Here is a 15,294-nt window from a genome sequence, read left to right on the forward strand (position 1 = left end):
TGGACCAACGCCAGCAGACCTGTCGGACAATTGCAGTCCCAAGACGGGATAGACCTTTGACCGGAATCCGGTGAAAGTGCCGCCCCAATCCAGTCAGCCGCACTGCCGATCATTTCAGAGGACCGAATACCATGACGAACCAGACGCACCTGCCCACCGAGGGGCTTTTTGTCGGCCGCGTCAGCAGCGCCTCGCATCCGCTGGTGGTCACGGTGCGCGACGGCACGGTCTTCGACATCACGTCGCGTGCGGCGCCAACCATGCGCGACCTTTGCGAGTTGGACGACCCGGCAGGGCACGTCCGCTCGGCCAAGGGCAAACCGATCGGATCGCTCGATGACATCGCCGCCAACAGTTTTGAAACCAGGCGCGATCCGGCAAAGCCGTATTTGCTCTCCCCAGTCGACCTGCAGGCAGTAAAGGCCTCGGGCGTCACCTTTGTCGTCAGCCTGCTGGAACGGGTGATCGAGGAACAGGCGCGCGGCTCGGCGGAAAAGGCGGACGCCATCCGCGCCGACATTGCCGGACTGATCGGCCACGATCTGTCGAAACTAAAGCCCGGTTCGCCCGAAGCGATGGAGATCAAGGCCAAGCTCATCGCGCGTGGCGCCTGGTCGCAATATCTGGAGGTCGGCATCGGCCCCGATGCCGAGATCTTCACCAAATGCCAGCCGATGGCTTCGGTCGGCTTCGGCGCCGATGTCGGCCTGCACCCGGTGTCGACCTGGAACAATCCGGAGCCCGAGATCGCCATGATCGCCGCCAGCAGCGGCAGGATCGTCGGTGCCACCATCGGCAACGACGTCAATCTGCGTGACGTCGAGGGGCGTTCGGCGCTGCTGCTCGGCAAGGCCAAGGACAACAATGCCTCGGCCGCACTCGGTCCCTTCATCCGCCTGTTCGACGACACCTTCTCGATCGATGACGTCAAGCGCGCGGTCGTGCGCCTCAAGGTCGAGGGCGAGGATGGGTTTTCGCTGGAGGGCGCGAGCTCGATGGCCGAGATCAGCCGCTCGCCGGAAGAGCTGATTGCCGCCGCCATGGGTCCGCACCACCAGTATCCGGACGGGCTGGCGCTCTATCTCGGCACCATGTTCGTGCCGTCGAAGGATCGCGGCGAGAAGGGCAAGGGTTTTACCCACAAGGTCGGCGACATCGTCACCATCTCGTCGGAAAAATTCGGCGCGCTGGTCAACAGGGTGCGGCTATCGCCCGATTGCCCGCACTGGACCTACGGCGCCAGCCGTTTGATGCGGGAACTGGCGAAGGCCGATCTGATCTAGCACCTTTCGACACGCAGCCGTGGGTTCGGTTGTTGACGCTGGTCCGAGGAGTGGCCGCCGGCGTCATCCTCGTCAGTGCTGGTTGCGCTATCGCAGGTCGGGCAAACAGGACGACCCGTTCGGCTCAGTTCGACGCCAGTTATCCGACAGTCTGAAAAATCACATCAACTGATGCGATCTGATGGGAGCGCTGATGGCGCCCCGTCAGGCGCCAACTACATCTGCAGACGGAGGCTTGCCAATCGCCGAAAAAGGGAATGCTCTGACGGCGCTGGCAAAGACGCAATCCGGCGGTCGCCGGAACAAGGGACGGATTGAGAACTGACCATCGACAAACGGGAGGAATCAAATGCTGACACGGCTAAGACTCGTCCTATACGGCCTATTGGTGGCGCTGACGATTGTTCCGGCAGCGGCACAGGCCAAGACATTCTACTGGATTTCGCATGGCGGCCCGGCCGATCCGGTCTGGACCTACTTCCTGGCCGGCGCCAAGCAATGGGCCAAGGACACCGGCAACACCGTCAACACCTCGTTCCACAATGGCGATGTCGCCTCGCAGCAGGAAGCGGTTCGCGCCGCCCTCTCCGCCAAGGCCGATGGCATCGTCACCACGAGCCCCGATCCGGGCAGCCTGGTAGAGATCGTCAAGGAAGCGCGTGCGGCGAAAGTGCCGATCATCAATTTCAACACGCCGGACCCGAAAGCGGACTTCAACGCGTATGTCGGCGGCGACAATGTCACCTTCGGCAAGCACTGGGCACAATACCTGGTCGACAAGGGGCTGGTGAAGAAGGGCGACTTCGTCTGGATGCCTGTCGAGGTCCCCGGCGCCACCTATGGCGTCCAGGAAGAAGAAGGCATCAAGAGCGTCTTCGGGCCGCTCGGCATCACCTATGAAATCACCGAAGCCACGCTCGACCAGGCTGAAGTGATCAACCGCATGGTCGACTACCTCACAGCCAACAAAGCCAAGGTCAAGGCGATCATCGGCCTCGGCGATCTCGTCACCGGCTCGATCAAGCGGGTGTTCGACCAGGTCGGCATCAAGCCGGGCGAAATCCCGGTCGTCGGCTGGGGCAACTCGCTCGACACCACCCAGGAAGTGCTGAACGGCTACGTCAATGCCGGCCAGTGGCAGGATCCGCAGGCGACCAGCTATGTCGCACTCTCGCTCGCCAATATGGCCGCGAGCGGCATTCCTCCGGGCTTCAACGTCATCACCGGCGCGCTCTACGAGAAGGACACCGCGCAGGTCTACGACAACATCCTGTCCGGCAAGTAATATCCCGTGCCCAAACAGTCGCGATCGCCTCGGTGGTCGCGACTGGCTTCCTATTTTCGCCGAGCCGTTCACGCACGGATATGCAGGGCTCAGCCTTTCCACCCATATCGCGGGTTGCTCGTGGAAAATCGTTCGTTCATCCAACACTTCGTCGCACGGCCAGAATTCGGCCCCCTCGTGCTGCTCGTCGTCGAGATCGCCGTTTTCTGGGGCATCAACCACGACTTCCTGTCGCCGCAGAACATCTCCAACACGCTTGCCTTCACGGTCGAGCTCGGCCTGATCGCGCTGGCGATGACGCTGTTGATGACCTCGGGCGAATTCGACCTCTCGGTCGGTTCGCTGTTCGGTTTCTCGCCGGTGCTGATGTGGACGCTGTTCAACAGCGGCCTGACATCGCTGGAGGTCGGCTTTGTCGCCGCACTGCTGGTTGCCGGCTTCATCGGGCTGGTCAACGGCTGGTTCGTCACGCAGCTCAAGATCCCGTCCTTCCTGGTGACACTCGGCATGCTTTTGGTGGTACGCGGTACCGCCCTTTTCGTCACCGATGGCTTTCCGCAGCGCACCTGGAGCGCGGAAGGCAGCTGGCTGGCAGAGGCGCTGGTCGGCGATTTCTTCATCGGGCCGTTCCGCATCTACATGTCGCTCTTCTGGTTCATCGCCGCGGCCATCGCGCTCGGCTATGTGCTGACGCAGAGCCGGACCGGCAATTGGATCCAGGCGGCCGGCGGCAATCCCAATGCGGCGCGCGCCCGCGGCGTCAATGTCAGCGGCGTCAAGATCGGCCTGTTCGTGCTGTCGTCGGTCATGGCCTCGCTTGCCGGCGTCATCTCCTCGTTGCGCACCTCGGCTGCCAACCCCAACAGCGGCACCGGCTACGAGCTGGAAGTCATAGCCATGGTGGTGATCGGCGGTACAGCACTCACCGGCGGGCGCGGCACCATCATCGGCACCGTGCTCGGCATCCTGATCCTGCGCGTGATGCGCAACGGCATCGTGCTGATCGGCGTGCCAGGCCTTGCCTACAACATCTTCATCGGCGCGATCATCCTTGGCATGATGGCGCTCCATTCATGGCTGGAACGCCGGCATCAGGCAGGGACTTGAACCATGGCCGAGCCACTGATCCGCATGCAGAACATCCGCAAGTCCTATGGCCGCGTCCAGGCATTGGAGGATGCCAATTTCCATGTCAACGAACGGGAGATCGTCGGCCTGCTCGGCGACAATGGCGCCGGCAAGTCGACGCTGATCAAGGTGCTTTCGGGTGCCGTTCCATTGACCAGCGGCGATATCTTCATCCGCGGCCAGAAGGTGAGCCTGCGCAGCACCAGCGACGCCATCGCCCAGGGCATCGAAACGATCTACCAGGACTCGGCACTGGTCACGCAATTGTCGATCGCCCGCAATCTGTTCCTCGGGCGCGAGCCGCTAAAGCCACCGCGCTTCCTCAACCGGATGGACCAGGACGCGATGAACACGGTCGCCCGCGATCTGCTCAAACAGGTCGGCATCTCCAAGAACATACCGCCGACGACGCCGATCGGCTCGCTGTCGGGCGGCGAGCGCCAGGCGGTGGCGATCGCGCGCGCCATGCATTTCGACAGCGACTTGATCATCCTCGACGAGCCGACCAACAATCTCGGCGTCGCCGAAACACAGGGCGTGCTCAGCTTCGTTCGCAACGCCCGCGATTCCGGTCATTCCTGCATCTTCATCGCGCACAACATCCACCATGTCTTCCAGGTGGTCGACCGCATTGTCGTCATGCGCCGGGGCAAGGTGGTCGCCGACGACATCGACCCTAAGAAGACCAGCGTGTTGGAAGTCGAGCGGATCATCACCGGCATGTCGGACAAGGAAATCCGTGATGCCATTGCCGATGGCAAGCCATCGCACTGACTATCTGTGATGGACGGCAATCATCCGTCACCTCAGGTCGCATCGTTCATCTGGCGCGGCCTCGCATCGGCGCATAGGTTGCGGCATGAAAATCCACCGTCTCGGATATCGCCCGCAATCGCGGGCCGTGGGTTGCGGCATGAAAGCCACCGTCTCGGATATCGCCCGCAACTGCGGGCTGTCGACCGCAACGGTCGACAGGGTGCTCAACAACCGACCGGGTGCGAGTGCCGCCAACCGGCAGCGCGTCATGGAGGCGGCCAAGCAGCTCGGCTATCTGCCGGTCGCCGATCAGGTGACGCTGCCTTCGCGGCCCGCGCACCTCGAATTCCTGCTGCCGATCGGCAGCAATGCCTTTATGCGCGATCTTGCCGGGCATATCGAGGATTACGCCGCGCGCCTGCCGCTCGTCGCCTCGTGCCGGATCCACAACCTCGCCGGCATCTCGCCAAACGCGCTGCAGAGTGCCGTCGAAAATCTCTCGCTCAAGGCCAATGGCGTCGGTGTGATCGCCGTCGACCATCCGCGTACGCGCAACATCCTGCGCGACATCGTCGACGCCGGCATGCGCCTGGTGACGCTGGTGTCCGACGTTCCGGCGGCACCGCGCTCGGCCTATGTCGGCATCGACAACCGGGTGGCGGGACGAACGGCGGCGCTGTTGATGGGACGCTTCCTTGGCGGCCGCACCGGCCATCTGGCGATGGTCGTCGGCTCCCGCTCCTATCGCGGCCACGAGGAACGCGAGATGGGTTTTCGCTCAGTGGTCAATGAAGAGTTTCCCAACCTGACGGTGAGCAGCGCAGTCGAGATCAACGACGAGCCTGAGATTAGCTATGCCGAAACCATGAAGGCACTGCGCAACGAACCGGAACTGCTGGGCATCTATTGCGTCGGAGCCGGACATTCGGGCGTTGCAAGGGCGATCCGGGAAGCGAGGCCGAACCGCAAACCGGTGTTCATCTGCCACGACCTCACCAAGGACACACGCGGCCATCTGGTCGACGATCTGCTCGATGTCGTCATCGACCAAAATGCCAGGCTGATCGCGGAACAGTCGGTCATTCGCCTGCTCGGCTCAATTGCCTCCTCGGCGCCCTACCTTACCAGGAAGTTCATCGAACCGCGGTTGATCTTCAGGGAAAACATTCCGGTGCAGTGAGGTGGGCGACAAGGCACAACCCGGATTTGTACGACAATTGACACGGCAAATCTGCACAGCAGCTATGCAGGATTCATTATTGCCGAATCATTGGGCAAATCGTAGTTTCTGGTTGTCGGCCATCTACTCCTCCCAGATGCGATGCCGACGCTGAATGGGGTGCACCTCCTCCCGCACCACATTCGAAATCGAGCCCGCTGCCACCTCCTCCCGGCAGCGGGCTTTTTTTGTTCGGTCCTTGGAAATTTCCGGTGCAGCCTGCGTTGGGCCGGCGGTGATCGCCTCGGTCACACGACGGGCAAGACGCCAACAGTCGCGGTGGAAATCAACCGGCGGCGGTGCCCCGGAAGGAAACGATCAACCCTTCGGCCATGCGCACGAACTGCATGCTAGGACCTTCGTTTCCCACGGTCTGCACGCTGACACGCGCGCCCTCGAACAGCAGCGACAGCGTATCGGCGAGCAGTTCGGCCTGACCGATACCCGCATCCCTGCATAGCGTTACAAGGCGCTCACGCTGGGCTTCCTTGAGCTCCTTGATCACCAGCCTGGCCGGATGGTCCGGCTCGGTCAGTTCAGCGGCGGCATTGGCCATGTCGCAGCCACGACCGTCAGCATTGAGCATGGCAGCCGCCTTGCGAACCCAGGCATGCAGCTGGGCAAGCTTGTCACCAGGAAATTCGGCTTCAAATACATCCCACATAGCGCCGGCCTTGGCCGCATTGGCGCGCAGGCATTCGACGATCAGTTCGTCCTTGGATTCGAAGTGACGATAGAGCGTCATCTTGTTCGTGCCGGCAGCTTCGGTGATGGCGTCGACGCCGACGCCCTTGATGCCATGTTTGTGGAACATGTCGCGTGCCGTCTCCAGGATTCGCTCCCGGGGACGAGAGCGCTCCACGACGCCGTCTGTCATCATGATCTCCTTTCGTTTCCAAAAAACCCTCGGCCACCTCTTGACTAGGGTGTTACCGGTCTGTAACTTCCAGAATGTTACTTACTGGTAACACCTCTATCGTCCGTCGTCAATAACAAGGCCGTGAACTGGCCCTGCCAGGCGAAGGCGGATGAAAAACTGCCAATCATGCGGCCTCGGCCGGTGAAGAGATGAAAAACGGTTCGCGAGCATGGGCTGCGAACCGACAGACAAGGAGCCGGCCAATGCCACAGCGCCGCGATCTTACCATAGAGGAAGCCGTCCGGGATCCGATGATCCGGCTGGTCATGAAAGCCGATGGCGTCGATCCGCGCGCCTTCGAAAACATGCTGCGCTCACTCGCCGATGCGCAGCAGCGCGAGGTGCCGTTATTCCGTTCGCAGGATGAGTTCGGTGTCGGGCGCGCTCAACGGTTGTCCAGGGTTGCCAGTGCCTTCGGCAGGGCAACGGCGGCCGGGGAGGCGTGTGTGTCGTGGTAAACTTTTTCATCCATCGTCCGATCTTCGCCTCGGCGATCGCCATCATCATGGTGCTCGCCGGGACGATTTGTTATTTCCTGCTGCCCGTCTCCCAGTTCCCCGACATCACACCGCCGCAGGTCGTGGTCAGCGCCCATTATCCGGGCGCCAGCGCGCAAGTGGTGGCAGACACGGTAACGACGCCGCTCGAGCAGCAGATCAACGGCGTGCAAGGCATGACCTACATGTCGTCGACGAGCTCCAATGACGGCTCCTCGACCATCACCATCACCTTCGATGTCGGCTATTCGCTGAGCACAGCCGCGGTCGACGTCCAGAACCGCGTCTCGCAGGCAGCCTCATCGCTGCCGGCGATCGTCAACCAGGGCGGCGTGACGATCAAGAAGCAGAACCCGAACTTCGTCCTCATCGTCAACCTGACATCGCCGGACAGTTCCGTCGATCCGGTGGCGCTGAGCAACCTTGCCTATCTGCAGGTGGTCGATCCGCTGAAGCGGTTGCCGGGCGTCGGCGACGTGCAGATCTTCGGCGAGCGCCGCTATTCGATGCGCGTCTGGCTCGATCCCGACAAGCTTGCCAATCTCGGCATCACCGCGGTCGACGTGCAAAACGCCATCGCCGAACAGAATGTCCAGGTGGCGGCCGGCAAGATCGGCCAGTCCCCGGCCCCGGCTGGCACCGCTTTCGAGATGCAGGTCAATGCCGTCGGTCGCCTGAGCGATCCCAAGGAATTTGGGGACATCGTCGTGCGCGCCAATACCGGCACCGGCTCGCTGGTTCGGCTGCGCGACGTCGCCCGCATCGAACTCGGAGCGCTGCAATATTCGTCGTCCGCCTTCTTCGGCAAGGATCCGACCGTCGTGCTCGCCGTCTACCAGATGCCGGGTTCCAACGCGCTCGATCTGCAGCAGCGCGTCAAGGACAAGATGCAGGAGCTGTCCGGCCGTTTCCCGAAGGGCGTCTCCTATGCGATGCACTACGACACGACCCGCTTCGTCTCGGCATCGATGCATGACGTGCTGATCACGCTCGGCGAAGCGCTGGTGCTGGTCGTCGCCGTGGTGTTCATCTTCCTGCAAAGCTGGCGCACGACGATCATCCCGACCATCGCCATACCGGTTTCGCTGGTGGCGACGCTGGTCGTCATGGAGATGCTCGGCTTCTCGCTCAACATGCTCTCCCTGCTCGGCATGGTGCTGGCGATCGGCCTCGTCGTCGACGATGCCATCGTCGTGGTCGAGAATGTCGAACGACAGCTGGAGGCCGGGCTCAAACCGCTGGCGGCCACCAAGGCCGCGATGGCCGAAGTCACCGGTCCTATCATCGCCACGACGGCGGTGCTGATGGCCGTGTTCGTCCCTGTTGCCTTCATTCCGGGCGTCTCCGGCAGGCTTTACAATCAGTTCGCGCTGACGGTGGCGATTTCCGTCGGTATCTCCGCCTTCAACTCGCTGACGCTGAGCCCCGCGCTCAGTGCCGCCTTCCTGCGGCATCGCGGCGAGACGCAGTTCGCCCCGTTCCGCTGGTTCAACACAGGCTTCGACAGGCTGTCGCATGCCTATGCGCACGGCGTGCGCATTCTCATCCGCCTGCGCTGGATCATGCTCGGCCTGTTCGCGGCCGGACTGGTCGCCACCTACTTCGTCTGGCAGCGCCTGCCCTCGACCTTCCTTCCGGTCGAGGACCAGGGCTATTTCTTCGTCGTCATCCAGTTGCCCGACGGCGCTTCGCTGGAACGCACCGACGCGGTGGCCAAGAAGGCGCGCGACATCCTGCAGGCAACGCCCGGCGTCGAAATCGTCGGCTCGATCAGCGGCCTGAACTTCCTGACCAGTGCGGCTCAATCGAACTCGGCGGTCGAGTTCGCCATCCTGAAGCCATGGGAGGAACGCGGTCCCGATCAGAGCGCCTCCAAGCTCGTCGCCGACGTGCGCGGCAAGCTGATGCAGATCCCGGAAGCGTTTGCGCTGAGCTTCGATCCACCGTCGATCCCGGGTATCGGTACGACAGGCGGCTTCGAATTCGTCGTCGAAGACCTCACTGGTCGCGGCAGCGCAGCTCTCAACGACGCGACGCAAGCTGTGATCGCCGAGGCGCGCAAGCAGCCGGAGATCAATCCGCAGCAGCTGTTCTCGCCGTTCTCGACCTCGACGCCGCAGTTCAACTACGACCTCGACCGCAGCAAGGCGAAACTGCTCGGCCTTAACCTGCCGGATGTGTTCAGCACGCTGCAGATTTATCTCGGCTCGCTCTACGTCAACGATTTCAACCTGTTCGGCCGCACCTTCCGGGTGACCATCCAGGCTGACAAGGATGCACGTGCGGGCGCTGCCGACATTTCGCGGCTCTATGTGCGCAATGCCTCCGGCGGCATGGTGCCGCTCAGCACACTGGGCAAGCTCGTGCCGTTCGTCGGCCCGGAAACCGTGCCGCACTACAACAACAACGCCTCGGCCTCGATCAATGGCGGCGCTGCACCGGGCTTCTCCTCGGGCCAGGCGGTCGCCGCGATGGAACGGGCCGCCGCCACCGCGCTGCCCAGGGATTTCGGTTTCGAATGGACCGGCATCACCTTCCAGGAGCTCAAGGCAGGATCGATCGCGTCCGTCGTCTTCGGCCTCGCCATCGTCTTCGTCTTCCTGATCCTGGCGGCGCAGTACGAGAGCTGGGCGATGCCATTCATGGTGTTGCTGGCGGTGCCGCTCGCTCTGTTCGGCGCGTTCGTGGTGCTGTGGATGCGCGGCATGCAGATCGACGTCTACTCGCAGATCGGCTTCGTTATGCTGATCGGCCTGGCGGCGAAGAACGCGATCCTGATCGTCGAGTTCGCCCGGCGACGGCGCGAGGAAGGCTTGAGCATTGTCGAGGCGGCGATGGAAGCCGCCCGGCTCAGGCTGCGGCCGATCCTGATGACGGCCTTCGCCTTCATCCTCGGCGTGCTGCCGCTGATGTTTGCGACCGGCGCCGGTGCAGCAAGCCGTCAGTCGATCGGCACCACCGTCTTCGGCGGCATGGTCGCCGCGACCATCCTGTCGCTGGTGTTCGTGCCGGTCTTCTACGCGGTCATCGAACAGCTGCGCGAACGCCGCGGCAATGACGAGCCCGCTACTCAAGACAATGAGCCAACGACTGAGCACGCCTTCCCGCCCCTGGCGGAAGCGGCCGAATAAGATTGGAGACTGATCATGCGTAAATGGAAAATCGCTTTGGGAACGGCTGTCGCGCTGGGTGCGATCTCGGTGGCCAGCGTCCACCTGCTGGACATGGGCAATCTCAGCCTCAATGCCGGCACGGCCGGCGCCGCACCCGCCCCGGCGGCGTTCGTCATGCCGGTGCCGGTGGTCAGCGTCGTCAGGAAGACGATCCCGATCTACCTCGACTACGCCGCGCGGACGGAACCGATCCGCAGCATCACCTTGCAAGCCAGGATTCCAGGCTATCTGCAGGAACAGAACGCTGCTGACGGCGTCGACGTCCGGCAAGGCGATCTTCTCTACAAGATCTCGCCTGACGACTTCCAGGCCGCTCTTGACCAGGCGAAGGCGCAGGTGCAGCGCGACGTGGCAACGCTCGACTACGCCCGCTCCAATCTTGGCCGCGGCACCGAGCTTGCCAAGAGCGGTTACCTCGCCAAGGACGGCTTCGACCAGCGCACCAGCACCTTGCGCGAGGCACAGGCGTCGCTCGCGCTCAACCAGGCGGCGGTCCGCACGGCAGAGCTCAATCTGAGCTATTCCGAAATCCGTGCGCCGTTTGGTGGACGCCTCGGCCGCAACCAGGCCTCGGTCGGAACGCTGGTCAGCGTCGCCGGCACGGTGCTCAACACGCTGGTGCAGCTCGATCCGATCTACGTCACCTTCAATCCGAGCGAGACAGATCTGGCCGAGATCGAGCAGGCCCGCGCCAGCGGCCCGATCGAGGTCGAGGTCCTGCTTCCCGGCCAGACCGAGGCGAGCCAGAAGGGCGAACTGACCTTCATCGACAATTCGGTCGACCGTTCGACCGGCACCATCACCGCGCGGGCGACGATCGGCAACGGCAAGTTCACCCTGTTGCCGGGCCAATATGTTCGTGTCCGGCTGCATGTGAGGCAACAGGCCGATGCGCTCATGGTGCCGCAGACGGCGCTGGGCTCGAGCCAGCTCGGCAAATATCTCTATGTCGTCGGCAAGGGCAACACGGTCGACCAGCGGCTGGTTTCGCTCGGCCCGACGAGCGGCGATCAGGTCGCCATCTTAAGCGGCGTCGCCGAGGGCGATCAGGTCATCACGGGCAATCTGCAGAAGATCGGACCCGGAATGCCTGTATCTCCAACGCCGGAAAAGCCGGCCACCTGAACTCCCCCGTCAGGACCGGCTTCAGCGCGGCGCCCCGCCCTACACCAAGGGCGCGGGCGCCGCTTTCGTGAGCAGTCCCCCCAGTCAGGAATGGCCGAGACGCACCGACACCGGTGACATCGCGATCGGCCGGCCAGTCTCGGGATCGGCGCGGGCCATGACGCGGTGACCAACGGCGAGGCCCAGTCTCGCCGAGATGATCGCCAGGCCGGCGCCTTCGAAGAATTCATAATGGCTCTTGTTCGATTGTCGACAACCTGATTGGGTTGCTGTCTCTCTTACCGCGCGGCCTCGAACAGTGCCCGTTGAAAGGCGTTTGACTCGTCCCCACCATCGCAGCCAACGGAAAAGACACGTGCAGGTCCAAACCATCAAAGCCTACCACGTCGTGCAACCTTTCGTGGACGGGCCCTACCGCATGTCGAAGGGGCGCGTTGCCGATGCCTTCGACGCTGTGATCGTGTCCATTACCTCCGACAGCGGCCTCACCGGCTGGGGCGAAATGGCGCCGCTCGGCAATTTCTATTCGCCTGCCTTCGCGGCCGGCGTCCGCGCCGGCGTGGTGGAGATCGCCCCGCATCTGATCGGCCACGATCCACGCGGGCTTGCCAGCGTCGGGCGGCTGATGGACACGGTGTTCAAGGGTCATCCCTACATCAAGTCGGCGCTGGACATGGCGTGCTGGGATCTCGCGGCGCGCGCCGCCGACGTGCCGCTGGTGACGCTGCTCGGCGGCCAGGAGAGCGAGACGGCTGAACTCTACAAGGTCGTCACGCATGGCAGGGTCGAGGCCATGGCCACGCTGGCCAAGCGCATCGTCAAGGACGGCTTCCACCGGCTGCAGGTCAAGGTCGGCGGCAATGTCCACGACGACATCGAGCGCGTCACAGCGGTCGCCGCCTCGGTGCCGAAAGGCACGGTTATCTTCTGCGACGCCAATGCCGGCTGGACGCCCTACCAGGCGCGCCAGTTTGCCGACGCCACACGGGCCATCGACTATACATTCGAGCAGCCCTGCACGACGATCGACGAATGCATGTCGGTGCGCCGCTCGCTCGACAAGCCAATGGTGCTCGACGAGTCCGTCGCCTCGCTGGACGACATGCTCGACATCCACCGCAAGGGTGCTGCCGACGGGCTGACGCTGAAGATTTCGCGGCTCGGCGGCGTGAGCAAGACGCGGCAGATCCGCGATCTTGCCGTCGACCTCGGCTTCATGATCACCGTCGAGGATACTGGCGGCGCCGAGATCGACACCGCTGCGATGGCGCATCTGTCGCTGTCGACGCCTGAAGAGCGCCGGCTGCACGCCATCGCTTTCCATGAATGGGTGACGGTGCGCACGGCGTCGAACATGCCGCCGGTCACCGGCAGCCGCATGGGCATTCCGGACGGACCGGGCCTTGGCATCGACGTCGTTCCCGATCTCCTCGGGAAAGCTTTCTTCGAGGTCGGGCGCTGAGATGAAAATCCGCGGCATCAAAGCCGCGCCGATCAATTTGCGCCTTATGCCTGGGCGCTCGGCGAACTCGACGGGTTTTCGCCGACCGCTGTCGAGGTCGAGGATGGGCGCTTGATCGGAACATAGCGCAGCGCGTACCTTCCCGAAAGCAGGGAGGGCTATCGATGGATCTTTTCAAACTTGACGGCGATGTCGCGCTGGTCACGGGCGCCGGCAGCGGCATCGGCCAGGCGATCGCGATCGGGCTGGCCGAGGCGGGTGCCGACGTCGCCTGTTTCGGCCATGCGTCCAAAGGTGGACTGGACGAAACCGCGCACCGGATCACCGCACTCGGCCGCAAAGCGCTTGTGCTGACCGGCACGGTGACGTCTGAGAGCGATCTCGCGGCGGCGATCGATCGCGTCGAGGCCGAACTCGGTGCGCTGACCGTCGCCGTCAACAATGCCGGCATTGCCGGCTCCGAGCCCGCCGAGACGATGCCGCTGGAGACATGGCAGAAGGTGCACGAGGTGAATGTCGCCGGCGTGTTCCTGTCCTGCCAGGCCGAGGCCCGCAAGATGCTGGCGCGACGCAAGGGCTCGATCATCAACATTGCCTCGATGTCCGGCACGATCGTCAACCGGGGCCTGACGCAGGCGCACTACAATTCCTCGAAAGCCGCCGTCATCCACATGTCGAAGAGTCTCGCCATGGAGTGGGCCGACCGTGGGCTGCGGATCAACGTCATCAGCCCGGGTTACACCCTGACGCCGATGAACAAGCGGCCGGAGGTGGCGGAAGAGGTCAAGATCTTCAAGCGCGACACACCGATGGGGCGCATGGCGGCGCCGGAGGAAATGGTCGGGCCGACAGTGTTCCTGGCCAGCCGCGCCTCAAGCTTCGTCACCGGCCTCGACCTGATCGTCGATGGCGGCTACGTCTGCTGGTAGGCTTCGACTTCGCCTGCAGTCTGAATTTATACGTCCCGAAGGCGTTAGTCGTTGCGCGACATGAACCTTGGTATATATAATTTCATCCTGTGAAACGGTCTTGGCGAGATGGGGCTTGCTGGGCCAGCAGCCGAGAGCAATTCCAGCAAAAGTGCGAAGCGGTTTTGCGTCCGGAATTGCGTAAAAAAACAAACGAATAGAGCATGGAGGCGATCGTGTTTCGCCGGAAATGCTCTGGATCATGGGAACACCTTGCAGGGCGCCGCAGGACTGGCAATTGATCCGCAGATGATCGCTCCCGCGGCGATCCGTCGGCAGCCATGACGCTGAGACTCCCAGCATTTTCCATCATCACCAGAATTGAGCACCATCTTGCCTGTGTTGGCCAAAGCCAAGGCAGCAATTTGGCGCCGACGGGCTTGCGCAGGGACCAGTCTTTCCAACACAATCAAGAATAGCCGCAAGAAGGGAACCAACGATAATTTTCACACAGCTTGAAGGAGAACAAGCATGTCATTTCGAAGCCGGATCTCGAAACTTTCGATGGGTGCCGTCGCGCTCGCGACGTTAGGCCTGCTGACGCCGTCCGCCCAAGCCGCCGCACCGGAATCCAACGATCCGATCAAGATCGCGCTGTTCGACTGGACCAGCGTCAATCTGAATGCCAAGATCCTCGGCGGCATCCTGGAAAAACTCGGTTATACCGTCGAATATCCGACCGCCGACTACCTCTCCAGCCTGACCACCGGTCTCACCAATGGCGATCTCGATGTCGGCCTGGAATTCTGGGACACGACCGCAGGCGAGGCCATGAAGGCCTCCGATGCGACCGGACAGACCGAACGGCTGGGCAAGCTCGGACCAAAGGCCAAGGAAGAGTGGTGGTTTCCCGAATACATGAAGGAGAAGTGCCCCGGCCTGCCCAATTGGGAAGCGCTGAAGGACCCGAAATGCGCCGAGGCCTTCTCGACGGCGGAAACCACACCGAAAGGGCGTTATCTTGGCGGGCCGGTGACATGGGAAGGCTTTGATGACGAGCGCGTCGAGGCACTGAAGCTGCCCTTCACCGTCATCCATGCCGGCACCGACGCGGCGATGTTCGCCGAGCTGGATTCCGCCTATCAGCGCAAGGCGCCGATCATGCTGTGGATCTATTCGCCGCACTGGGCGCCGGCCAAATACAAGGGCGAGTGGATTGAATTCCCCGAATACACGCCCGAGTGCTACAACGACCCAAAATGGGGCGTGAACCCCGACGCCAAATATGATTGCGGCAAGCCGCATGGCGAGATCTGGAAATACTCCTGGGCCGGCATGAAGGACAAATGGCCGGTCGCCTACAAGGTGACGAAGGCCTACACGGTCGACACCGACGAACTCAACAAGATGAGCGGCGAGATCGATCTCGGCGGCAAGACGCCGGAAGATGTCGCCGCCACCTGGATCGCCGCCCACGAGGCCGACTGGAAAGCCTGGGCGCAGTAATCGTTCCAACTGGAAAAATGAGACCCGGCTGCT

The 15,294-nt window shown here is 62.8% G+C and carries 12 protein-coding genes; 11 read left to right on the forward strand and 1 reads right to left on the reverse strand.

From position 1 onward, the window contains the following. Positions 1–131 precede the first annotated feature (131 nt). The 5 genes from NKJ01_RS15670 (at position 132) to NKJ01_RS15690 (ending at position 5,632) form a co-directional block, all read left to right on the forward strand. A complete protein-coding gene (locus tag NKJ01_RS15670) occupies positions 132–1,283 on the forward strand; it encodes a fumarylacetoacetate hydrolase family protein (protein WP_352729169.1) in 1,152 nt (383 codons plus the stop codon). A 349-nt stretch (positions 1,284–1,632) separates the two neighbouring features. Beyond that, positions 1,633–2,568, forward strand: coding sequence for a substrate-binding domain-containing protein (locus NKJ01_RS15675; protein WP_023759038.1), 936 nt, complete (start codon positions 1,633–1,635; stop codon positions 2,566–2,568). 120 nt (positions 2,569–2,688) lie between these two features. Then, positions 2,689–3,675, forward strand: a complete 987-nt coding sequence (locus NKJ01_RS15680; protein ID WP_352729171.1) for an ABC transporter permease — start codon at positions 2,689–2,691, stop codon at positions 3,673–3,675. Between the two features lie 3 nt (positions 3,676–3,678). Beyond that, on the forward strand, positions 3,679–4,470 hold the full coding sequence (locus tag NKJ01_RS15685) for an ATP-binding cassette domain-containing protein (RefSeq protein WP_023759036.1): 792 nt from the start codon (positions 3,679–3,681) through the stop codon (positions 4,468–4,470). Positions 4,471–4,609: 139 nt separating this feature from the next. Then, positions 4,610–5,632 (forward strand): LacI family DNA-binding transcriptional regulator, encoded by a 1,023-nt coding sequence (locus NKJ01_RS15690; RefSeq protein ID WP_352729173.1) that lies wholly within the window; start codon positions 4,610–4,612, stop codon positions 5,630–5,632. Between the two features lie 325 nt (positions 5,633–5,957). Here NKJ01_RS15690 and NKJ01_RS15695 read toward each other — a convergent pair whose 3' ends face one another. Continuing rightward, positions 5,958–6,548, reverse strand: coding sequence for a TetR/AcrR family transcriptional regulator (locus NKJ01_RS15695; protein ID WP_352729175.1), 591 nt, complete (start codon positions 6,546–6,548; stop codon positions 5,958–5,960). 245 nt (positions 6,549–6,793) lie between these two features. Here NKJ01_RS15695 and NKJ01_RS15700 point away from each other — a divergent pair, with 245 nt between their 5' ends. From NKJ01_RS15700 to NKJ01_RS15725, 6 genes are all read left to right on the forward strand, one after another. Continuing rightward, positions 6,794–7,048: a hypothetical protein gene (locus NKJ01_RS15700; protein ID WP_023759032.1), complete on the forward strand. Its 255-nt coding sequence runs from the start codon at positions 6,794–6,796 to the stop codon at positions 7,046–7,048. Beyond that, positions 7,042–10,218, forward strand: coding sequence for an efflux RND transporter permease subunit (locus NKJ01_RS15705; protein ID WP_352600445.1), 3,177 nt, complete (start codon positions 7,042–7,044; stop codon positions 10,216–10,218). The genes NKJ01_RS15700 and NKJ01_RS15705 overlap by 7 nt, the downstream gene beginning before the upstream one ends. Positions 10,219–10,233: 15 nt before the next feature. After that, positions 10,234–11,385: an efflux RND transporter periplasmic adaptor subunit gene (locus NKJ01_RS15710; protein WP_352729177.1), complete on the forward strand. Its 1,152-nt coding sequence runs from the start codon at positions 10,234–10,236 to the stop codon at positions 11,383–11,385. Between the two features lie 355 nt (positions 11,386–11,740). Further along, complete coding sequence (locus NKJ01_RS15715; protein WP_352729179.1) at positions 11,741–12,847, forward strand: mandelate racemase/muconate lactonizing enzyme family protein; 1,107 nt, start codon at positions 11,741–11,743, stop codon at positions 12,845–12,847. Between the two features lie 164 nt (positions 12,848–13,011). Next, positions 13,012–13,776, forward strand: a complete 765-nt coding sequence (locus NKJ01_RS15720; RefSeq protein WP_352729181.1) for an SDR family oxidoreductase — start codon at positions 13,012–13,014, stop codon at positions 13,774–13,776. Positions 13,777–14,286: 510 nt separating this feature from the next. Continuing rightward, positions 14,287–15,261, forward strand: a complete 975-nt coding sequence (locus NKJ01_RS15725; protein WP_352729183.1) for an ABC transporter substrate-binding protein — start codon at positions 14,287–14,289, stop codon at positions 15,259–15,261. Positions 15,262–15,294: the final 33 nt, after the last annotated feature.

Origin of the sequence: Mesorhizobium sp. M0276 (genome assembly GCF_040321755.1) — a bacterium.
Classification (GTDB): domain Bacteria; phylum Pseudomonadota; class Alphaproteobacteria; order Rhizobiales; family Rhizobiaceae; genus Mesorhizobium.

Excerpts from the sequence above, each read along its gene's own strand:
- NKJ01_RS15670 (WP_352729169.1), top strand. The coding sequence starts at position 132 with ATGACGAACCAGACGCACCTGCCCACCGAGGGGCTTTTTGTCGGCCGC.
- NKJ01_RS15675 (WP_023759038.1), top strand. The coding sequence starts at position 1,633 with ATGCTGACACGGCTAAGACTCGTCCTATACGGCCTATTGGTGGCGCTG.
- NKJ01_RS15685 (WP_023759036.1), top strand. The coding sequence starts at position 3,679 with ATGGCCGAGCCACTGATCCGCATGCAGAACATCCGCAAGTCCTATGGC.
- NKJ01_RS15690 (WP_352729173.1), top strand. The coding sequence starts at position 4,610 with ATGAAAGCCACCGTCTCGGATATCGCCCGCAACTGCGGGCTGTCGACC.
- NKJ01_RS15695 (WP_352729175.1), bottom strand. The coding sequence starts at position 6,548 with ATGACAGACGGCGTCGTGGAGCGCTCTCGTCCCCGGGAGCGAATCCTG.
- NKJ01_RS15700 (WP_023759032.1), top strand. The coding sequence starts at position 6,794 with ATGCCACAGCGCCGCGATCTTACCATAGAGGAAGCCGTCCGGGATCCG.
- NKJ01_RS15710 (WP_352729177.1), top strand. The coding sequence starts at position 10,234 with ATGCGTAAATGGAAAATCGCTTTGGGAACGGCTGTCGCGCTGGGTGCG.
- NKJ01_RS15720 (WP_352729181.1), top strand. The coding sequence starts at position 13,012 with ATGGATCTTTTCAAACTTGACGGCGATGTCGCGCTGGTCACGGGCGCC.
- NKJ01_RS15725 (WP_352729183.1), top strand. The coding sequence starts at position 14,287 with ATGTCATTTCGAAGCCGGATCTCGAAACTTTCGATGGGTGCCGTCGCG.